This is a genomic window from Burkholderia sp. E168m22 (assembly GCF_001319805.1).
Lineage (GTDB): Bacteria > Pseudomonadota > Gammaproteobacteria > Burkholderiales > Burkholderiaceae > Burkholderia > Burkholderia orbicola.
In genome coordinates, this window is sequence record NZ_BBSK01000012.1 from 33265 (window position 1) to 53644 (window position 20380).

Genomic DNA, 20380 nt, shown 5'->3' on the forward strand with positions numbered 1-20380 from the left:
TTAGCCGCAACCGGCCGGCGGGGCCGGTGGGCGGAAACCCGCAGCGCGGACGTGAAAAAGCCCGCCGGAGGCGGGCTTTTCCTGGTCGTGCGATGCGCCGTTCAGTGGTGCGTCGTTTCGACCTGCTGCATCGGGGCCGTATCGGCCGGCGGCAGCACCTTGCGTTCGCGCGGCACGCGCGCCGGGCGCGGGAGCCGCGACGCGGCTTCCTGCGCGGCCGCGAACTTGTCGGCGTCCGTGTTCACCCAGACGAGACCGGCCTGCTCCAGCACGACATCCAGGCTCGCCGAAGCGGGCGCGGCTGCCGGTTGGGCGGGGGCGGGGGCGGGAGCCGGCGTCGGTACCGGTGCCGGTGCAGCGACGGCCTCGGCCGGTGCGGCGACGACTTCGACCGGGGCGGCTTCGATCGGTGCCGGTTCGACTGCCACCGGAGCGGTTTCGATCGCCACGGCGGCCGGAGCGGCTTGCTCGACCGGCGCAGCTTGCGGCGCCTCGACAGCGGCCGGCGCGGTTGCCGGCACTTCGAACGCGTCGGTCGGCGACACCGCGACCGGAGCCGGGCCCGCTTCCGCGATCACCGGTGCGACCGGTGCCGGTTCTGCTGCCTGGACGGCGACGGCGGGCTCGACCGGGGCGGCCGGAGCCGCTTCGACGCGTGCCGGTGCCGGCTGCGCTTCGACAGCGGCCGGTGCGGCATGCTGCTCGACGACGGCTTCGACGGCGACCGCGCTGGCCACGGCCGCGACGACTGCCGGTGCGGCCGTATGGGCCGGTTCGGCTGCGACCGGTGCGGCCGGCGTCACGGCTTGCGCCGCGACTTCACCTTCGGCTTCGACACCTTGCTCTGCCTGGTCGACTGCGCCGTCTTCCTCGCGCTCGCGACGACCGCCGCGGCGGCCGCGACGGCGACGGCGACGTTCTTCGCCGTCACGTGCGCCGGCTTCCGCATCGGCTGCCAGTTCCGCGCCGGGCAGGGCTTCTGCAGCAGCCTTGTCGGTTTCCGGTTCCGGATGGTTTTCACCGCGGGTGACGGTCTCGAGCGTGGCCGCATGCTGGGTCGGCTTGCGACGTTCGCCGCGCTCGCGACGCTCGCCGCGTTCCTGGCGCTCACCCCGGCCGGCTGCGTCGCCGCCTTCCGGCTGTTCGGCACGCTCGCGCGGCTCGCGATTTTCGCGCGGTTCGCGCGGCTCACGGCCTTCACGCGGCTCGCGACCTTCGCGCGGACCACGGCCCTCGCGACCCTCACGGTTCTCGCGACCTTCGCGGTTTTCGCGGTTTTCGCGGCCCTCGCGACCTTCACGCAGCTCACGGCCCTCGCGCGGCTCACGGCCTTCACGCGGTTCGCGCACTTCCTTGCCTTCGCGTTCCTGGCGTTGCGGCTGACCACGGCCTGCGGCTGCCTGGTCGCGGCCGCCTTGCGCCTGCTGGGCGCCGCCGCGACGGTTGCGATTGCGATCGCCGCCGCGCTGCTCGGTCTTTTCGGTGCGTTCGCGAGCCGGACGGGCTGCCTGCTCCTTCGCCGGTGCCGGAGCAACCGGTGCGGGCGCCGGTGCCGGCGACACGCCGAACAGGCCCTTCAGCCAGCCGATGAAACCGCCGCTTGCCGCTGCGACGGGCGCAGGGGCGGGGGCGGCAACGGGCTCGACCGGACGCTGCGGCGCCGCGCTCGGTGCCGGACGCTCGGGCGTGATGCCCTTGACCGCGGCTTCCTGCTTCGGCTTCACTTCGGCGGCACGCTTGCTGTAGCCGGTTTCCGACTCGAGCTCGCGAGCCGCTTCCTCGGCCATCTTCCAGGACGCGCGCGGATCGTCGAGGCGCGCGTCGTCGTGACGCAGGCGCTCGAGCTTGTAGTGCGGCGTATCGAGGTGCTTGTTCGGGATCAGCACGATGCCGACCTTGAAGCGCGACTCGATCTTGTTGATTTCCTGACGCTTTTCGTTCAGCAGGAAGGCGGTCACCTCGACCGGCACCTGGCAGTGGATCGCCGCGGTGTTTTCCTTCATCGCTTCTTCCTGAATGATCCGCAGGACCTGCAGCGCGGACGATTCGGTATCGCGGATGTGGCCGGTGCCGTTGCAGCGCGGGCACGTCACGTGGCTGCCTTCCGACAGCGCCGGACGCAGGCGCTGGCGCGACAGCTCCATCAGGCCGAAGCGGGAGATCTTGCCCATCTGCACGCGCGCACGATCGTGCTTGAGCGCGTCCTTCAGGCGCTGCTCGACTTCACGCTGGCTCTTCGCCGATTCCATGTCGATGAAATCGATCACGATCAGGCCGCCGAGGTCGCGCAGGCGCAACTGGCGGGCGACTTCGTCCGCCGCTTCGAGGTTCGTGCGGGTGGCCGTTTCCTCGATGTCCGCGCCCTTGGTCGCGCGTGCCGAGTTCACGTCGATCGCGACGAGCGCTTCGGTGTGGTCGATCACGATCGCGCCGCCGGACGGCAGCGGGACCGTACGCGAGTACGCGGTTTCGATCTGGTGCTCGATCTGGAAGCGGGAGAACAGCGGCACGTCGTCGTGGTAGCGCTTCACCTTCGCGACGTTGTCCGGCATCACGATGTCCATGAATGCGCGGGCCTGATCGTGGATTTCGTTCGTGTCGATCAGGATTTCGCCGATATCCGGCTGGAAATAGTCCCGGATCGCGCGGATCACGAGGCTCGATTCCAGATAGATCAGCATCGGCTGGCCGGAATTGCCGCTTTGCGAGGCAGCCTCGATCGCGCGCCACAGTTGCAGCAGGTAGTTCAGGTCCCACTGCAATTCCTCGGCGCTGCGGCCGATGCCCGCGGTACGGGCGATCATGCTCATGCCGTCCGGAATCTGCAGTTGCGCCATCGTTTCGCGCAGTTCCTGGCGCTCGTCGCCTTCGATCCGGCGCGACACGCCGCCGCCGCGCGGATTGTTCGGCATCAGCACGAGGTAGCGGCCGGCGAGCGAGATGAAGGTGGTGAGGGCGGCGCCCTTGTTGCCACGCTCTTCCTTCTCGACCTGGACGATCAGCTCCTGGCCTTCGCGCAGGGCATCCTGGATGCGCGCGGAGCGCATGTCGATGCCTTCCTTGAAGTACTGGCGGGCGACTTCCTTGAACGGCAGGAAGCCGTGGCGGTCTTCGCCGTAGTTGACGAAGCACGCTTCGAGCGACGGCTCGATACGGGTGATGACACCTTTGTAGATATTGCCTTTGCGCTGTTCGCGCCCGGCGGTTTCGATGTCGATGTCGATGAGCTTTTGCCCATCGACGATGGCGACGCGCAGCTCCTCCTGCTGCGTCGCATTGAACAGCATGCGTTTCATGAACGACTCCAGGCGGCTCCGCTGCCGGCGCCTCGCGGTTGTCAGGCGCGAGGGCGGGAACGACGACAGGCCGCACCTTGTTGTGTTGTCACGAGCACGCTGGAGCGGGAATGCTGGCGGGGAGAATTGCCTGAAGAGGCGCTTGGGCCCGAAAGACGGGGCCGGCGGCCATAGGGCACCTGCGAATACGGCTTCAAAGCACGGCGTTCACACACCGCACGCTGCAAAAGCGCGCTAAGCCTGTCCGGGCATTGCCACGGGCGCGCGCAATGCGTCGCGCGCGCCGACGGGCGGCAGATGCTGCGGCTTGGGCCGCAGCGGGGAGTATCGAATCTAGCCCGACTTTCCCGCTTGGGGTGTACTTCCCTGGTTTGACGTCGCCAAGCCCCGCACGCTTCGCGGGGCCAAATCGGGCGCAACGCCGTAATTTTCGCAACCGGCAGCCTGCGGACGCACTTCGCGCCGTCGGGCTGCCGATCAAATTCTTTTCAACCAACTTTCCGTTACCGCGGCGCCTTGCCGACCGAATCCGCCTGTGGGCGCGATCCTTGCCGACGGGCGGCGCCGTGCGTGCAACTTGCTGCTTCTCTTTGATTAGGGGTGAGCAGCGGACCCCCGGCGCAAGTAAAATAGCAGTTTGCGCTTGCGCCTTGCCCGATTCAGCCGGGGCCGGCCGAACAGGCCACCCACAACGTCAGGCTGGGCAAAATTATATTCAGTATGAATGAGTTAGGCAAAATATCCCAGAATTCGGTCGCAAGCGGCCAGGTATCGATGATCGAGATCGACGAAAACTCGGCCGGTCAGCGCATCGACAATTTCCTGTTGCGCGTCTGTAAAGGCGTGCCGAAAAGCCATATTTACCGGATCCTGCGCAGCGGCGAAGTGCGGGTCAACAAGGGTCGGATCGACGCGCAGTACCGCCTCGAACTGGGCGACCTCGTTCGCGTGCCGCCGGTGCGCGTGGCGGCGGCCGACCTCGCGCGTGCCGACACGCCGGTCGTGCCGCCCGCGAATTTCGACGTGCTGTACGAGGACGATGCGATGCTCGTCATCGACAAGCCGGCCGGGGTCGCGGTCCACGGCGGCAGCGGCGTCGCGTTCGGCGTGATCGAGCAGATGCGGCAGGCGCGCCCGCGCGCGAAATTCCTCGAACTGGTGCACCGGCTCGACCGCGAGACGTCCGGGATCCTGATGCTCGCGAAGAAGCGCACGGCGCTCGTGGGCCTGCACGAGCAGATCCGCGAGAACCGGATGGACAAGCGCTACTTCGCGTGCGCGCACGGCGAATGGCAGCCCGACTGGGGCCGTCGCCGTGCGGTGAAGGCGCCGCTGTTCAAGTATTCGACCCCGGAAGGGGAGCGCCGCGTGCGCGTGCAGGACGACGGGCTGGCGTCGCATACGGTGTTCAATCTCGTCGACCGCTGGCCAGACTACGTGCTCGTCGAAGCGGAACTCAAAACGGGTCGGACCCATCAGATCCGGGTGCACCTCGCGCATCTCGGCCTGCCGATCGCCGGCGACGCCAAGTACGGCGATTTCGCACTGAACAAGGCGCTGGCGCGCGCGAATGCGCAGCCGTCGCTCAAACGGATGTTCCTGCACGCGCACCGCCTCAAGCTCGCGCATCCGCTGACCGGCGAGGCGCTGCAGTTCGATGCGCCGCTGCCGGCCGAATGCCGGCGTTTCCTCGATCAACTCAGCGCATTGCGCGATACCGCCTGAACCGCATGGCTCGACAGCAATTTGACCTGATCGTCTTCGACTGGGACGGCACGCTGATGGATTCGACTGCGCACATCGCGCACAGCATCCAGGCGGCATGCCGCGATCTCGGCCTGCCCACGCCGTCCGACGAGGCGTCCCGTTACGTGATCGGCCTCGGCCTGCGCGATGCGCTGCAGATCACGGCGCCGACCCTCGATCCGTCCGACTACGCGCGGCTGGCCGAGCGCTACCGCTATCACTATCTGCTCGACGACCAGCGCATCGAGCTGTTCGCCGGTGTGCGCGAGCTGCTCGCCGAGCTGCGCGACACGGGCTACCTGCTCGCCGTCGCGACCGGCAAGGGGCGGGTCGGGCTAAACCGCGTGCTCGACCAGTCGAAGCTGACGAGCTGGTTCGACGCGACGCGCTGCGCGGACGAGACGTTCTCGAAGCCGCATCCGGCGATGCTGCACGAGTTGTCGCGGGAATTGGGGCAGGACCTGTCGCGCACCGTGATGATCGGCGACACCACGCACGACCTGCAAATGGCCGCCAGCGCCGGCGCAGCCGGCGTCGGCGTCGCGTACGGCGCGCATACGGCCGATGCGCTGGCGGCGCTCACGCCGCGCTTCGTCGCGCCGGACGTCGGCGCGCTGGCCGCATGGCTGCGGGAGCACGCATGAGCGCGGCGCCGGACGCCGTGCGCGTGTGCGCATCGGCCGCACTGACCGATGGCGGTGCCGGCGTGCGGGTCGACGCGACACTGCGCGGCGAGCAGGCCGTCGTGTTCTTCGTGCGCTACGACGGCCGCGCCTACGGCTACCTGAACCGCTGCGCGCATGTGCCGATGGAGCTCGACTGGGCCGAAGGGCAGTTCTTCGAGTCGTCGGGCCTTTATCTGATGTGCGCGACGCACGGTGCGATCTACGCGCCGGATACCGGCAAGTGCGTCGGCGGCCCGTGCCGCGGCGGCCGCCTGCGGCCGGTCGAGGTCGACGAGCGCGACACGCCCGACGGCCGTGCGGTATTCTGGGTACCCGATGCCGATCTGCATCCCGCCACTCCCGCCACGACCGACTGACGACATCACTGCATGGCCGACCAACCGAATTCCCCGGATTCCTCTTCCCGTCCCGACAGCCGTGAACCGAGCTGGGAGCGCGCGGCGCTCGAGCGGATCGCGCTCGCGGCCGTCAAGGAGCAGCGTGCCGCACGGCGCTGGAAGATCTTCTTCCGCTTCGCGTTTCTCGGCGTGTTCGTGCTGCTCGCGTTCGCGCTGATCGATTTCTCCAGCGATTCGAAGTTCTCGTCGAGCGGGCGGCATACGGCGCTCGTGACGATCGACGGCGAGATTGCGGCGGGCGTCAACGCGAACGCCGACGACATCAACACGGCGCTCGACGCCGCGTTCGACGACGACGGCACGGTCGGCGTGGTGCTGCGGATCAACAGCCCGGGCGGCAGCCCGGTGCAGGCCGGCATGGTCTACGACGAGATCCGGCGGTTGCGCGGCAAGTATCCGGACAAGCCGCTGTACGTCGTCGTGACCGACATGTGTGCGTCGGGCGGCTATTACATCGCGTCCGCGGCCGACAAGATCTTCGTCGACAAGGCGAGCATCGTCGGGTCGATCGGCGTGCTGATGGACGGATTCGGCTTCACCGGGCTGATGGGCAAGCTCGGGGTCGAGCGGCGCCTGCATACGTCGGGCGAAAACAAGGGCTTCTACGATCCGTTCTCGCCGGAAACGCCGAAGATGGACGCGCACGCGCAGGCGCTGCTCGACCAGGTGCATGCGCAGTTCATCAAGGCCGTGAAGGATGGCCGCGGCAAGCGGCTGCACGAGACGCCCGACATGTTCTCGGGCCTGTTCTGGACCGGCGAGAAGAGCGTCGAGCTCGGGCTCGCCGACGGCTACGGCACGACCGACACGGTCGCGCGCGACGTGCTGAAGGCGCCGGATCTGGTCGACTATACGGTGAAGGAAAGCCTGACGAATCGCGTCGCGCGCAAGTTCGGCGCGGCCGTCGGGGGCGCCGCGATGAAGGCGCTGACGGCCGGCGGCGCGTCGGTCAGCCTGCGTTGACGGCTGACCGCTGACGGCCGGCGACCGGCGACCGGCGACCGGCGACAATCGGCGGGCCGCGATGGCCCGCCTTTCAATTAACTGATCGCCGTTCTTGGCATCAGTTCGCGAGCAGCAGGAAGATCGCGGGGCGCTTGTGCAGATTCGGTGCAGGCGCCTTTTTCCAGTCCGCCACAGTGCGACTCGCGATCGTCTCGGTCGCGAGGGTTAGATCGGCCGCGACGCAGATTTGCGTCGACGGCGCGCAGGTCGCGACCAGCGTGTCGAGCATTGCGTGATTCCGGTACGGCGTTTCGATGAAGATCTGCGTCTGGCGCGCCTTGCGCGACAGTTGCTCGAGTTCGCGCAGGCGTTTCGCGCGCGCGGCCGCATCGACCGGCAGATAGCCGTTGAACGCGAAGCTCTGGCCGTTCAGGCCCGACGCCATCAGCGCGAGCAGGATCGAACTCGGCCCGACGAGCGGCACGACCTTCACGCCACGCTCGTGCGCGCGGCGTACCAGCAGCGCGCCGGGATCGGCGACGGCCGGGCAGCCGGCCTCCGACACGAGGCCGGCGTCCGCGCCGGCCAGTACCGGCGCGAGCAGCCGGTCGATGGCGCCGGCCGGCGTATTCACGTTCAGTTCGCTGATCTCGATTTCCTGGATCGGGCGCGTCGTACCGATCTTCTTCAGAAACGCGCGCGTCGTTTTCGCGTTCTCGCCGATGTAGTAGCCGAGCGTGCCGGCGCGCGCCTGCACGGCGGCGGGCAGCACGGCGGCGAGCATCGATTCGTCGCCTTCGCCGAGCGTGTTCGGGACGAGATAAAGCGTGCCGGCGGTCATGCGCGGTCTCCACGGGTGGTTGCAAACAGCGGGTAGTCGGCGGCGCGCAGCATCCGGGTGAGGGCGATCAGCGGCAGGCCGACGAGCGCGGTCGGGTCGTCCGAGTCGATTGCATCGAGCAGGGCGATGCCAAGCCCTTCGGACTTCGCGCTGCCGGCCACGTCGTACGGCGTTTCCGCGCGCAGGTAGGCGTCGAGTTCGGCCTCGGGCAGCGAGCGGAAGCGCACGTGCGTGACGATGTCCTCGACCTGCGCGTCGTCCGTCCGGCTGTCGTACAGGCAGAGCGCGCTGTGGAATTCGACTTCGCGGCCCTGCATCGACACGAGTTGCGCGAGCGCGCGCTCGTGCGTGCCGGGCTTGCCGATCTGGTGGCCGTCGAAGGTCGCGACCTGGTCCGACCCGATCACGAGCACGCCGTCCGGCGCGTCGATCGTCGCGGCCACGGCGCGCGCCTTCGCGCCGGCGAGGCGCAGTGCGGTCGCGGCCGGCGTTTCGCCGGCCAGCGGGGTTTCGTCGAGGTCGGGCGACACGACGTCGAACGGTACGCCGAGGCGCTCGAGGAGTGCGCGGCGGTAACGGGAACTGGAGGCAAGAATCAGCCGCGGCGGGCGGCAAACGGTATCCGGCATGGTCGGTTGGATCGGTGAGTCGTCAGGTGGGGCGCGGCGTTGCGCGGACGCAAGCTTAAGTGATTGACCGCAAAAGGTAAAACAGGTATGCTTTCCCGCTTTTCGTCGGCAGGCATCCGTTGTGGTGGCGCCTGCCGGGTCTTCGGAAGTAAAGTACGTCATCCTCGATGAGCCGTACGCGAGCGGTGCCAAGCCGGATCCCGCAAGTCAGCCTGTAGGCAGGAGCGCACATGAACACTTCTTCTGGCAAACCTGCGGCGGCGCTCGATCCGCACGCGGTCGACCTGTTCGAGTTCGCCCGCAGCGGGCGGCAGGCAGCTGGCGCGGTACACCTCTCGCAACTGCCGCGCATGTTAAACGAAGTGCCGACGGACGCGCCAGATCGCGACACGGTCTTCACGTGGCAGGCGGAAGGGTTCACGCAGAAGGAGTTGCAGGACGACGGCGCCGACGGGCAGCAGCCGTATCTGCGCCTCGCGGTGCATGGCCATGCGTGGCTCACGTGCCAGCGCTGCATGACGCCGTACGACCAGACGTTCGACGTGGACATGACGTACCGCGTCGTCGCGACCGAAGAAGAAGCTGAAGAATTTCCGCTCGACGACGATGAAGCCGATGTGATCGTGGGCTCACGCCAGTTCGATCTCGTCGACTTGATCGAAGAGGAATTGCTGCTTTCGTTGCCGCTCGTGCCCAAGCACGAGGTTTGCCCGGCAGTTCACGAAAGCCTCGTGTCGGGTGCGAGCGGTCCCGCGGAAGAGGCGGACGAAGAGTCCGACGAAGCCGGGGACGAAGGCAAACGGCCGAATCCGTTCGCAGCGCTGCAAGCGTTGAAGAAGGACGGTGACGGCACCAAGAAACACTAAGCAGTTGTGGCGCGGGAAGGCGTAAGGGCTTTGGGCCAGGGTAGTTAAGCGCCGGATCGGGCTGTGTTAGAATCCGGAAAATTATTTAGGAGTTAGTCATGGCAGTCCAGCAAAACAAGAAGTCGCCGTCGAAGCGCGGCATGCATCGTTCGCACGATTTCCTGACGGCAGCGCCGCTGGCAGTCGAGCCGAGCACGGGTGAAGTGCACCTGCGTCACCACGTCAGCCCGAACGGCTACTATCGCGGCAAGAAAGTCGTCAAGACGAAGAACGACTAAGCGTCAAGTCACGCGTTGCGCGCTACGCTCGCCGTTCGCGTGACAACTGGTTCGCTTGACACTTTCCTGGCTCAACAAAAAGGCGGCATTCAACTGCCGCTTTTTTGTGCCTGAAATTCGTCGCATTCCATGACCGTAAAGCTCACAATCGATTGCATGGGAGGCGACCACGGCCCGTCCGTGACCGTTCCCGCGGCAGTCAAGTTCGTCCGCGCGCATCCCGATGCGCACCTGATGCTCGTCGGCATCGAAAGCGCGATTCGCGCTCAGCTGAAGAAGCTGAAAGCCCTCGACGATCCCGCGTTGACCATCGTGCCCGCCACCGAAGTCGTGGCGATGGACGACCCTGTCGAAGTGGCGCTGCGCAAGAAGAAGGATTCTTCGATGCGCGTCGCGCTCAACCACGTCAAGGAAGGCGCGGCGCAGGCCTGCATCTCCGCCGGCAATACCGGCGCGCTGATGGCGGTTTCCCGTTACGTACTCAAGACGCTGCCCGGCATCGAGCGGCCCGCGATCGCGTTCGCGCTGCCGAACCCGACCGGCTACACGATGATGCTGGACCTCGGCGCGAACGTCGACTGCGAGCCGCAGCACCTGCTGCAGTTCGCGGAGATGGGGCACGCGCTCGTGGCCGCGCTCGAAGGCAAGGAGCGCCCGACGATCGGCCTGCTGAACATCGGCGAAGAGGTCATCAAGGGCAACGAGACGATCAAGCGCGCAGGCGAGCTGCTGCGCGCCAGCACGCTCAATTTCCGCGGCAACGTGGAAGGCAACGACATCTACAAGGGCACCGTCGATGTCATCGTGTGCGACGGCTTCGTCGGCAACGTCGCGCTGAAGACGTCGGAAGGGCTCGCGCAGATGCTGTCGGACATCATTCGCGAGGAGTTCGGCCGTTCGCTGATGTCGAAGCTGATGGCACTGCTCGCGCTGCCCGTGCTGATGCGTTTCAAGAAGCGCGTCGACCACCGCCAGTACAACGGCGCGGCGCTGCTGGGGCTGAAGAGCCTCGTGATCAAGAGCCACGGTTCGGCCGACGCCTACGCGTTTGAGTGGGCGATCAAACGCGGGTATGATGCCGTCAAAAACGGGGTGCTGGAGCGCCTCGCGCGCGCGATGGCGGATAATTCAGTGTCGCTCGGCGACGGCGAACACGACGCGGGCGGCGCGGGCCAGGCAAGCCCGGCCGCAGGCCATCACGCCGAACCTTCCGCTGCGCAATCCTCTAAAGCATAAATGGCCCAATCGACTCTCTATTCCCGCGTGCTCGGCACGGGCAGCTACCTGCCGCCCGACCGCGTCACGAACCAGCAGCTGACCGATCGTCTTGCGAAGGAAGGCATCGAGACGAGCGATGAATGGATCGTGGCGCGCACGGGCATCCATGCGCGCCATTTCGCCGCACCGGACGTCACGACGAGCGATCTCGCGCTCGAGGCGTCGCGTCGTGCGATCGAAGCGGCCGGTGTCGATCCGCAGTCGATCGACCTGATCATCGTCGCGACTTCGACCCCCGATTTCGTGTTCCCGAGCACCGCGTGCCTGCTGCAGAACAAGCTCGGCATCAAGAACGGCGGCGCGGCATTCGACGTGCAGGCCGTGTGTTCGGGCTTCGCATACGCGATGGCGACGGCCGACAGCTTCATCCGCAGCGGCCAGCACCGCACCGCGCTGATCGTCGGTGCGGAGACGTTCTCGCGCATTCTCGACTTCAAGGACCGCACGACCTGCGTGCTGTTCGGCGACGGCGCGGGCGCGGTGATCCTGTCCGCGTCGGAAGAGCCGGGCGTGCTCGGCAGCGCGCTGCACGCGGACGGCAGCTACTCGAACATCCTGTGCACGCCGGGCAACGTCAATCGCGGCGTGATCGACGGCAGCGCGTTCCTGCACATGGACGGGCAGGCCGTATTCAAGCTCGCGGTCAACGTGCTCGAAAAGGTCGCGATCGAGGCGCTCGCGAAGGCGAATCTCGCGCCCGAGCAAATCGACTGGCTGATTCCGCACCAGGCCAACATCCGCATCATGACCAGCACCTGCCGCAAGCTCGGCCTGCCGCAGGAGCGCATGGTCGTGACGGTCGACCAGCACGGCAACACGTCGGCCGCGTCGATCCCGCTGGCGCTCGACGCCGCGGTGCGCGACGGCCGCATCCAGCGTGGCCAGCACGTGCTGATCGAAGGCGTCGGCGGCGGCTTCACCTGGGGCGCGTCGGTCTTCCGCTTCTGATCCGCGGCGCGCATTGCCGCGCGCGGGTCCCATCGGCGCGCCGTTCGTGTGCGCCGTCCGAATCGATTCAATTGGGGACGATATGAAATTTGCATTCGTTTTTCCGGGGCAGGGCTCGCAGGCGATCGGGATGCTCGACGCATTCGCCGATCTGGCCGTCGTGCGCGAGACGCTCCAGGAAGCATCCGATGCACTCAATCAGGATCTCGGCAAGCTGATCGCCGAAGGCCCGGCCGAAGAGCTGAACCTGACCACCAACACGCAGCCCGTGATGCTGACCGCGGCGTACGCGTGCTATCGCGCGTGGCAGCAGGCAGGCGGCCCGGCGCCGTCGATCGTCGCCGGCCACAGCCTCGGTGAATACACGGCGCTCGTCGCGGCCGGCGCGCTCGCGTTCAAGGACGCGGTGCCGCTCGTGCGCTTCCGCGCGCAGGCCATGCAGACGGCCGTGCCGGTGGGCCAGGGCGGCATGGCCGCGATCCTGGGCCTCGACGACGACACGGTACGCGCGGTATGCGCCGAAGCCGCGGATGCGGGCGTCGTCGAAGCGGTGAACTTCAATGCGCCCGCGCAGGTGGTGATCGCAGGCAGCAAGGCTGCGGTCGAAAAGGCATGCGAAATCGCGAAGGCGAAGGGCGCGAAGCGCGCGCTGCCGCTGCCGGTGTCGGCGCCGTTCCATTCGTCGCTGCTCAAGCCGGCGTCGGACCAGTTGCGCGACTATCTCGCGAACGTCGACGTGAAGGCGCCGCAGATTCCGGTCGTCAACAACATCGACGTCGCCGTGGTCAGCGATCCGGCCGCGATCAAGGATGCGCTGGTGCGCCAGGCTGCAGGCCCGGTACGCTGGGTCGAGTGCGTGCGGCACATCGCCGGCACGGGCGTCACGCACGTGATCGAATGCGGTCCGGGCAAGGTGCTCGCCGGCCTGACGAAGCGCATCGACGGCAACCTGGTCGGCGCCTCGGTGTTCGATCCGGCTTCGCTCGACGAAGCGCTCAAGCTCGCGACCGCCTGACGCGGCGCCTTTTCCCAAGCAACGGATATTCGATTCATGGACAAGACTCTCGATAAACAGGTTGCGATCGTGACCGGCGCGTCGCGCGGCATCGGCCGTTCGATCGCCCTCGAACTCGCGCGCCTGGGCGCGACGGTGATCGGTACGGCGACGAGCGAATCGGGCGCCGCCGCGATCACCGCGGCGTTCGCGGAAGCGGGCGTCACGGGCCGCGGCGCGGTGCTGAACGTCAACGACGCGGCCGCCGCCGAGGCGCTGATCGATGCGACCGTGAAGGAATTCGGCGCGCTGAACGTGCTCGTCAACAACGCGGGCATCACGCAGGACCAGCTCGCGATGCGGATGAAGGATGAGGACTGGGACGCGGTGATCGACACCAACCTGAAGTCGGTGTTCCGTCTGTCGCGCGCGGTGCTGCGCCCGATGATGAAGGCGCGCGGCGGCCGTATCATCAACATCACGTCGGTGGTCGGCTCGGCCGGCAATCCGGGTCAGGTCAACTACGCGGCCGCAAAGGCCGGCGTCGCGGGCATGACGCGTGCGCTCGCGCGTGAAATCGGCAGCCGCGGCATCACGGTGAACTGCGTGGCGCCGGGCTTCATCGACACCGACATGACGAAGACGCTGCCGGAAGAACAGCAGGCCGCGCTCAAGACCCAGATTCCGCTCGGCCGCCTCGGCAGCCCGGAGGACATCGCCCATGCCGTCGCGTTCCTCGCATCGCCGCAGGCCGGTTACATCACCGGCACGACGCTGCACGTGAACGGCGGCATGTACATGTCGTAACGGTTTTCGTTTACCATCCGCGCCGTATCCCGTTTTTCAGGCGGACCGGCGCTTGATCGACCATCAAGCCAACGCGCGTTTTGGCGTCAGCAAACCTGATAAAATGCGCGCACTTGTAAATCTGAACTTTCCCTCGGAGGGGTAATGGACAACATCGAACAACGTGTCAAGAAGATCGTCGCTGAGCAACTGGGCGTCGCGGAAGCCGAGATCAAGAACGAAGCTTCGTTCGTGAACGACCTGGGCGCGGACTCGCTCGACACGGTCGAACTGGTGATGGCTCTGGAAGACGAGTTCGGCATGGAAATCCCGGACGAAGAAGCAGAGAAGATCACGACCGTTCAGCAAGCGATCGACTACGCTCGCGCAAACGTCAAGGCGTAAGCGCCTTTCGCGCTTGTCCGCCACGTCGCCGCGATCTTCGCGATTGACGCGCCATCCTGCCGGCTTCGCGCCGGACGGACTAACAGCCACAGGGCTCGCAGGGCTGGTTCCTGTGGCCACTGTGGCTTTTGTTTTTGTCATCCAATAATGGAAAAGAGGTTACCGTGAGCCGCCGTCGTGTTGTCGTTACAGGCCTGGGGCTGATTTCGCCTGTTGGCAATAGTGTTGCCGACGGCTGGGCCAATCTCGTCGCCGGCAAGTCCGGTATCGCTACCGTCACGAAGTTCGATGCATCGAACCTCGCCTGCCATTTCGCGGGCGAAGTGAAGGGTTTCAGCGCCGAGGAGTACATCCCGGCGAAGGAAGCCCGGAACATGGATACGTTCATCCATTACGGCATCGCCGCCGGCGTCCAGGCCATGCGGGACAGCGGGCTGGAAGTGACCGAAGCCAATGCGGAACGCATCGGCGTGCTGGTCGGTTCCGGCATCGGCGGCCTGCCGATGATCGAGGATACGCACCAGACCTACGTCGATCGCGGTGCGCGCCGGATCTCGCCGTTCTTCGTGCCGGGTTCGATCATCAACATGATCTCGGGTCACCTGAGCATCATGTTCGGCCTGAAGGGCCCCAACCTCGCGGCCGTCACGGCCTGCACGACCGGCCTGCACAGCATCGGCCTCGCCGCGCGGCTGATCCAGGCCGGCGACGCCGACGTGATGGTCGCGGGCGGTGCCGAATCGACGGTGTCGCCGCTCGGCATCGGCGGTTTCGCCGCCGCGCGCGCGCTGTCGACCCGCAACGACGATCCGGCTACCGCGTCGCGTCCGTGGGACAAGGACCGCGACGGCTTCGTGCTGGGCGAGGGTTCCGGCGTGATGGTGCTCGAGGAGTACGAGGCGGCGAAGGCGCGCGGCGCGAAGATCTACGCGGAAGTCGTGGGCTTCGGCATGACGGGCGACGCGTACCACATGACCGCGCCGAACATGGACGGCCCGCGCCGCTGCATGGTCGCGGCGCTGCGCGACGCCGGCCTGAATGCCGACGAGGTGCAGTACTTGAACGCGCATGGCACGTCGACGCCGCTGGGCGACAAGAACGAGTCCGACGCGGTGAAGGCGGCCTTCGGCGAGCACGCGTACAAGATGGTGGTCAACTCGACGAAGTCGATGACGGGCCACCTGCTGGGTGGCGCGGGCGGCCTCGAATCGGTGTTCACGGTGCTGGCGCTGCACAACAACGTGTCGCCGCCGACCATCAACATCTTCAACCAGGACCCCGAGTGCGATCTCGATTACTGCGCGAACACCGCGCGTGACATGAAGATCGACGTAGCCGTGAAGAACAACTTCGGCTTCGGCGGCACCAACGGCACGCTGGTGTTCAAGCGCGTCTGACGTCGAATCGCTTGACGAGTCCATTCGATGCTCCGGCCGGGCGTCCGCAGCGCTTTGCGTTGCGGGCCTCGGCCGTGTCGTATCTCGTGCTGGCCGCGTTCGTCGCGTCGGCTGCCGCCTCGGCGTACCTGTTCTGGGCGCCGCGCGCGGGCGCTGCCGCCGGCGCAGGCGTGTCGGCCGCGACGGCGGCACTGCTGGCCGTATGGGCGGCGCGCGCTTGCGCCCGCCGGCTACCGGCCGAGTTGCGGATCGATGCCTTCGGGGAGATTGCGGCGTTTGGCCGCACCGGGCGGTTGCTGGCCCGTGGCCGCGTGACGGGCCATGCGCACTGGAGCAGCCTGCTGCTGGTGCTGTCGGTCGGGCAGGGCGCCCGGCGGGCCCGGCCGCTGCTGATTCCGGCCGACGCGCTCGACGCCGCGTCGTTCAGCGCGCTGTCGGTACTGGCGAGAACGGCCGGAGCGGTGGGGCGGGCATGACGGCGGTGCGGTTACCGACCGTAACCAGCGGCCGGCGCCGGAACGCTACAATAACGCTCCGCGTTGCATCCCTAGTTAACGGATTTGTCAGGTGAGTGAAAAAGAAATCGATCAGGCTCTGGTCGAGCGCGTACAGAAGGGCGACAAGGCGGCGTTCGAACTCCTGGTCTCCAAATACCACCGCAAGATCATTCGGCTGATCTCGCGCCTCGTGCGGGATCCCGCCGAGGTCGAGGATGTGGCCCAGGACGCGTTCATCAAGGCGTATCGTGCGCTGCCGCAATTCCGCGGCGAATCGGCGTTCTATACGTGGTTGTACCGAATTGCCGTCAACACGGCGAAGAACTACCTTGCGACGCAAGGCCGCCGGGCGCCGACCTCGACCGAGGCCGATGCGGAGGAAGCGGAAACTTTCTCCGACGCAGACCAACTAAGGGATATCAACACGCCTGAGTCGATGTTGATGAGCAAGCAGATTGCCGAGACGGTCAACGCTGCAATGGCTCTGCTGCCCGAAGAACTGCGCCAGGCAATCACGCTGCGCGAGATCGAGGGCCTGAGCTACGAAGAGATCGCGGAAATGATGGGCTGTCCGATCGGGACGGTCCGGTCGCGGATCTTCCGCGCGCGCGAAGCAATCGCTGCCAAATTGCGTCCGCTGCTCGATACGCCCGAAGGCAAGCGCTGGTAAGCGCGACGGGCGGAACGACGCGGGTCGGGGTCTAGTTACGGATAGAGTCGTGAAGTCACGACGGGGTGTGCAAGATGGGGAGCATCATGGGGTCGGTCAATACGCAATCGCAAGCGTGCTCGCGCGGCGAGCGCCTTTCCGCGCTGGTCGACGGCGAAATGTTCGATGGCCCGGATCACGGGCAGTTTCTGGCTGAGCTCGACCGCGCGGATCGCGCCGTGTGGGCCCATTACCACCTGATCGGCGATGCGCTGCGCTCGGACGAGCTCGCGCTGGCGCCCGCGCTGAGCGTCGCGTTCACCGCGCGCATGTCGGCGGCGCTCGAAAGCGAGCCGCACCTGTTGGCACCGGCGGCCGCGCCGGTCGCGCGCAAGCTGCTGTCGCTGCGCCGCCGTGTCGTGCCGGCATTCGCGGTGGCCGCCGCGGCCGCCACGCTGACGTGGATCGTCGTTCCGCAGATGCAGACGGCCGGTGCGCCGGGCGCCGTCCAGGTCGCATCGGCAGGCGCGCCGCAGAACGGCAATCCGCAGCGCGTGACGGTTGCGCAGGCATCGGCCCAGCCGGGTCTGCAGGACGTCAACATCATTCGCGACGCCAGCCTCGACCAATACCTTGAAGCGCACCAGCAATTCGCCCAGCAGCCCGTCGTCACGGGTTCGATGCCGCTGATCCGCGCTGCCGTGACCACCACGCCAGGCCAATAAACCCGATGCGGACATTGCAGTTGAATCACGCCATCTCCGGATGGAAGCGGCTGCCGGCCCTCCTGCTTTGCGCAGCCGCCCTGTTGTCCGTTCAATCCCTTCCCGCCAGCGCCCAGCAACCGGACGATCCCGTCGCGACCCGCAAGGGTGCCGCCGACTGGCTCGACCGCGTCCAGCAGGCGGCGCAACAGCAGAGCTACGAAGGTACGTTCGTCTACCAGCGCGGCGGGTATGTGCAGTCGTCACGCATCGCGCACGTCTCGTCCCGCGACGGCGAGTTCGAGCGGATCGAGACGCTCGACGGCAAGCCGCGCAAGCTGCTGCGGCACAACGACGAGCTGTACACGTTCGTGCCCGAGCGCAAGCTGTGCGTGGTCGAGCGCCGCCAGACGCGCGACTCGTTCCCCGCGCTGCTCGGCGCGAGCGGCGAGCACGTGATGTCCGTCTACGATGCGAAGTCGCTCGGCAAGGACCGCGTGGCCGGGATCGACGCGCAGGTCGTCGAGCTCGTGCCGAAGGATGCCTACCGTTTCACGTACAAGCTGTGGGCCGACGCGCGCACCGGGCTGCTGCTGCGTTCGCAGACGCTCGACGCGAACGATCACGTGCTCGAACAGATCGCGTTCTCGCAATTGCAAACCGGCGGCGCGAGCGGCGACAAGGCCGCGATTGCAGCCGGCATGCGCAACCTGAGCGGCTGGACGGTCGTGCGCCCGCCGGTCGCGGCGGTCGACATGGAAGCGCAGGGCTGGCAGCTCGCGCCGAGCGTCGCCGGCTTCCAGAAGATTCGTGAAGTGCGCCGGCCGATGGCCGCGCGCGATGCGGGCGATCCGCCGATCCCGGTCGATCAGGCCGTCTTCACCGACGGCCTCGCGACGATCTCGGTCTTCATCGAGCCGGCCGAAAAGAATACGCGCAAGGAAGGCGCGGGCAGCACCGGTGCGACGCACGTTCTCGTGAAGCGCCGCGGCGACTACTGGATCACCGTGCTCGGCGAAGTGCCGCCGGCGACGTTGCAGCAGTTCGCGTCTGCCATAGAATACAAGGCTTCCAAGTAACGCTACGGCTTCCGACATGACGAAACTCACGCTGCGCAAAGTGCTCGCGGCGGCGGCGCTGTGTGCCTGCCTGCCGCTCGTCCCGCAAACCGCGGTCGCTGTCACGCCTCCGGCTGCCAGCCTTCCCGATTTCGCCGACCTCGTCGAAAAGGTCGGCCCGGCCGTCGTGAACATCCGGACCACCGCCAACGTGCCGACGAGCGGCCCGCGCGGGATGCTCCCGCCCGGCTTCGACAACGGCGACATGTCGGAATTCTTCCGGCGCTTCTTCGGCATTCCGCTGCCGCAGGCGCCCGGCAACGGCGGCGGCAACGGCAGCAGCCCGAAGAACGCGCCGGACACCGGGCCCGACACCGAGCAGAATCGCGGCGTCGGCTCGGGCTTCATCGTGTCGGCCGACGGTTACGTGATGACCAATGCGCACGTCGTCGACGATGCCGACACCATCTACGTGACGCTGACCGACAAGCGCGAATTCAAGGCGAAGCTGATCGGCGTCGACGACCGCACGGACGTCGCGGTCGTCAAGATCCAGGCATCGAACCTGCCGGTCGTCGCGATCGGCGATTCGAACAAGGTGCGCGTCGGCGAGTGGGTCGTCGCGATCGGGTCGCCGTTCGGCCTCGACAACACGGTCACGGCCGGCATCGTCAGCTCGAAGAGCCGCAATACGGGCGACTACCTGCCGTTCATCCAGACCGACGTCGCCGTGAACCCCGGCAACTCGGGCGGCCCGCTGATCAACATGCAGGGCGAGGTGATCGGCATCAACTCGCAGATCTACAGCCGCACCGGCGGCTTCATGGGCATTTCGTTCGCGATTCCGATCGACGAGGCGATGCGCGTGGCCGACCAGCTGAAGGCGACGGGCAAGGTCACGCGCGGCCGGATCGCGGTGGCGATCGGCGAAGTGACGAAGGACGTGGCCGACTCGATCGGGCTGCCGAAGGCCGAAGGCGCGCTCGTCAGCAGCGTCGAGCCGGGCGGCCCGGCCGACAAGGCCGGTATCCAGCCGGGCGACATTATCCTGAAGTTCAATGGCCGTCCGGTCGACGCGGCGTCGGACCTGCCGCGCATGGTCGGCGACACGAAGCCTGGCACGAAGGCGACGGTCAACGTGTGGCGCAAGGGTCAGGCGCGCGATCTGCCGATCACGATCGCCGAGACGCCGGCCGAATCGACGGCAAAGGCCGAGCAGCGCAAGAACGCGCCGCAGAAGCCGCGCCAGACCAATTCGCTCGGCCTGACGGTCAGCGACCTGACCGCGGAGCAGTTGAAGACGCTGAAGCTGAAGAACGGGGTGCAGATCGACGGCGTCGACGGCCCGGCCGCCCGTGCGGGCCTGCAGCGCGGCGACATCGTGCTGCGCGTCGGCGACACCGACATCACGAGCGCGAAGCAGTTCGCCGACGTGACCGCGCAGCTCGATCCGCAGAAGGCGGTCGCGGTGCTCGTGCGGCGTGGCGACAACACGCAGTTCGTGCCCGTGCGGCCGCGCCAGAAGTAACGCGCCGATGTTCACGCTCTACGGCCGCGGCTGGTGCCACCTGTGCGACGACATGCGCGACGCACTGGCGCCGGTGGCGGCCGAATTCGGCGTCGCGGTCGACTATATCGACATCGACACCGATGCGGCGCTCGTCGCGCGTTACGACGAGGACGTACCCGTGCTGCTGCTGGACGGCGCGGAAGTGTGCCGCCACCGGTTCGACGATGCGCGGGTGCGCGACGCGCTGGCGGCCCGGCGCTGAACCTGGCCCGCCGTCGGCCGACGCCGCTTCGCACGGGGCTCGATCCGGCGGGCGCCCCGCCGGGCTCCTGCGGGGCGGGCGTCCGAAATCCCGCCCGGCGTAAGCCTTTTCGGCTAAAATAAGCCGTTTTTTTCACCGACTTACACAAGGCGTGCTCCGCAGTCGTCGAGCGCGCCTTTTTCGCTTGATCGGCACTGAATGGATCAT

21 protein-coding genes are annotated in these 20380 nt (G+C 67.1%); 18 read left to right on the forward strand and 3 right to left on the reverse strand.

Annotation, left to right across the window (positions count from 1 at the left end; all coding sequences use genetic code 11):
* Positions 1 to 101 precede the first annotated feature (101 nt).
* Entirely contained in the window at positions 102 to 3296 is a 3195-nt protein-coding gene (locus tag AP428_RS02835) for an Rne/Rng family ribonuclease (protein ID WP_054927530.1), read from the reverse strand.
* A 720-nt stretch (positions 3297 to 4016) separates the two neighbouring features.
* Here AP428_RS02835 and AP428_RS02840 point away from each other — a divergent pair.
* From AP428_RS02840 to AP428_RS02855, 4 genes are read left to right on the forward strand one after another with little or no spacing between them, the layout of a single operon-like run.
* Complete coding sequence (locus AP428_RS02840) at positions 4017 to 5021, forward strand: RluA family pseudouridine synthase (RefSeq protein ID WP_011544930.1); 1005 nt, start codon at positions 4017 to 4019, stop codon at positions 5019 to 5021.
* Positions 5022 to 5026: 5 nt separating this feature from the next.
* Positions 5027 to 5686, forward strand: a complete 660-nt coding sequence (locus AP428_RS02845; RefSeq protein ID WP_006493743.1) for an HAD-IA family hydrolase — start codon at positions 5027 to 5029, stop codon at positions 5684 to 5686.
* Complete coding sequence (locus tag AP428_RS02850) at positions 5683 to 6084, forward strand: Rieske 2Fe-2S domain-containing protein (protein ID WP_011544931.1); 402 nt, start codon at positions 5683 to 5685, stop codon at positions 6082 to 6084. The genes AP428_RS02845 and AP428_RS02850 overlap by 4 nt, the downstream gene beginning before the upstream one ends.
* Positions 6085 to 6096: 12 nt before the next feature.
* Entirely contained in the window at positions 6097 to 7089 is a 993-nt protein-coding gene (locus AP428_RS02855) for a S49 family peptidase (RefSeq protein ID WP_006476511.1), read from the forward strand.
* 100 nt (positions 7090 to 7189) lie between these two features.
* Here the strand turns inward: AP428_RS02855 and AP428_RS02860 are convergent, their stop codons facing one another.
* Together AP428_RS02860 and AP428_RS02865 are read right to left on the reverse strand one after the other, a co-directional pair.
* On the reverse strand, positions 7190 to 7912 hold the full coding sequence (locus AP428_RS02860) for an SAM-dependent methyltransferase (RefSeq protein WP_011544932.1): 723 nt from the start codon (positions 7910 to 7912) through the stop codon (positions 7190 to 7192).
* The gene (locus AP428_RS02865; RefSeq protein ID WP_012328148.1) at positions 7909 to 8541 is read right to left on the reverse strand and encodes a Maf-like protein; all 633 of its coding nucleotides are present in this window, start codon (positions 8539 to 8541) and stop codon (positions 7909 to 7911) included. The genes AP428_RS02860 and AP428_RS02865 overlap by 4 nt, the downstream gene beginning before the upstream one ends.
* 230 nt (positions 8542 to 8771) lie before the next feature.
* On the opposite strand from AP428_RS02865, the gene AP428_RS02870 reads away from it, so the two are divergent.
* The 14 genes from AP428_RS02870 (at position 8772) to AP428_RS02935 (ending at position 20173) form a co-directional block, all read left to right on the forward strand.
* A complete protein-coding gene (locus tag AP428_RS02870) occupies positions 8772 to 9407 on the forward strand; it encodes a DUF177 domain-containing protein (RefSeq protein ID WP_054927531.1) in 636 nt (211 codons plus the stop codon).
* 98 nt (positions 9408 to 9505) lie between these two features.
* Complete coding sequence (rpmF, locus tag AP428_RS02875) at positions 9506 to 9685, forward strand: 50S ribosomal protein L32 (protein WP_006051932.1); 180 nt, start codon at positions 9506 to 9508, stop codon at positions 9683 to 9685.
* A gap of 129 nt (positions 9686 to 9814) precedes the next feature.
* Positions 9815 to 10921, forward strand: a complete 1107-nt coding sequence (gene plsX, locus AP428_RS02880) for a phosphate acyltransferase PlsX (protein WP_006476507.1) — start codon at positions 9815 to 9817, stop codon at positions 10919 to 10921.
* Positions 10922 to 11911 (forward strand): beta-ketoacyl-ACP synthase III, encoded by a 990-nt coding sequence (locus AP428_RS02885; RefSeq protein ID WP_006476506.1) that lies wholly within the window; start codon positions 10922 to 10924, stop codon positions 11909 to 11911.
* A gap of 82 nt (positions 11912 to 11993) precedes the next feature.
* On the forward strand, positions 11994 to 12926 hold the full coding sequence (gene fabD, locus AP428_RS02890; protein WP_054927532.1) for an ACP S-malonyltransferase: 933 nt from the start codon (positions 11994 to 11996) through the stop codon (positions 12924 to 12926).
* A gap of 36 nt (positions 12927 to 12962) precedes the next feature.
* Positions 12963 to 13712: a 3-oxoacyl-ACP reductase FabG gene (gene fabG / locus AP428_RS02895; protein ID WP_006476504.1), complete on the forward strand. Its 750-nt coding sequence runs from the start codon at positions 12963 to 12965 to the stop codon at positions 13710 to 13712.
* Between the two features lie 144 nt (positions 13713 to 13856).
* On the forward strand, positions 13857 to 14096 hold the full coding sequence (gene acpP / locus AP428_RS02900; RefSeq protein WP_004197638.1) for an acyl carrier protein: 240 nt from the start codon (positions 13857 to 13859) through the stop codon (positions 14094 to 14096).
* Positions 14097 to 14260: 164 nt separating this feature from the next.
* Positions 14261 to 15493 carry a beta-ketoacyl-ACP synthase II gene (gene fabF, locus AP428_RS02905; protein WP_011544937.1) on the forward strand — a complete coding sequence of 411 codons (1233 nt, stop codon included), beginning with the start codon at positions 14261 to 14263 and terminating at the stop codon, positions 15491 to 15493.
* A gap of 11 nt (positions 15494 to 15504) precedes the next feature.
* A complete protein-coding gene (locus tag AP428_RS02910; RefSeq protein ID WP_054927533.1) occupies positions 15505 to 15969 on the forward strand; it encodes a hypothetical protein in 465 nt (154 codons plus the stop codon).
* A gap of 91 nt (positions 15970 to 16060) precedes the next feature.
* Positions 16061 to 16660 (forward strand): RNA polymerase sigma factor RpoE, encoded by a 600-nt coding sequence (gene rpoE / locus AP428_RS02915; protein ID WP_006490873.1) that lies wholly within the window; start codon positions 16061 to 16063, stop codon positions 16658 to 16660.
* Between the two features lie 86 nt (positions 16661 to 16746).
* Positions 16747 to 17364: a sigma-E factor negative regulatory protein gene (locus AP428_RS02920; protein WP_054927534.1), complete on the forward strand. Its 618-nt coding sequence runs from the start codon at positions 16747 to 16749 to the stop codon at positions 17362 to 17364.
* Positions 17365 to 17369: 5 nt separating this feature from the next.
* Positions 17370 to 18422: a MucB/RseB C-terminal domain-containing protein gene (locus tag AP428_RS02925; protein WP_011544940.1), complete on the forward strand. Its 1053-nt coding sequence runs from the start codon at positions 17370 to 17372 to the stop codon at positions 18420 to 18422.
* A 16-nt stretch (positions 18423 to 18438) separates the two neighbouring features.
* The gene (locus AP428_RS02930; RefSeq protein ID WP_054927535.1) at positions 18439 to 19929 is read left to right on the forward strand and encodes a DegQ family serine endoprotease; all 1491 of its coding nucleotides are present in this window, start codon (positions 18439 to 18441) and stop codon (positions 19927 to 19929) included.
* 7 nt (positions 19930 to 19936) lie between these two features.
* Positions 19937 to 20173, forward strand: coding sequence for a glutaredoxin family protein (locus AP428_RS02935; RefSeq protein WP_006476497.1), 237 nt, complete (start codon positions 19937 to 19939; stop codon positions 20171 to 20173).
* The last annotated feature ends 207 nt before the right edge of the window (positions 20174 to 20380 follow it).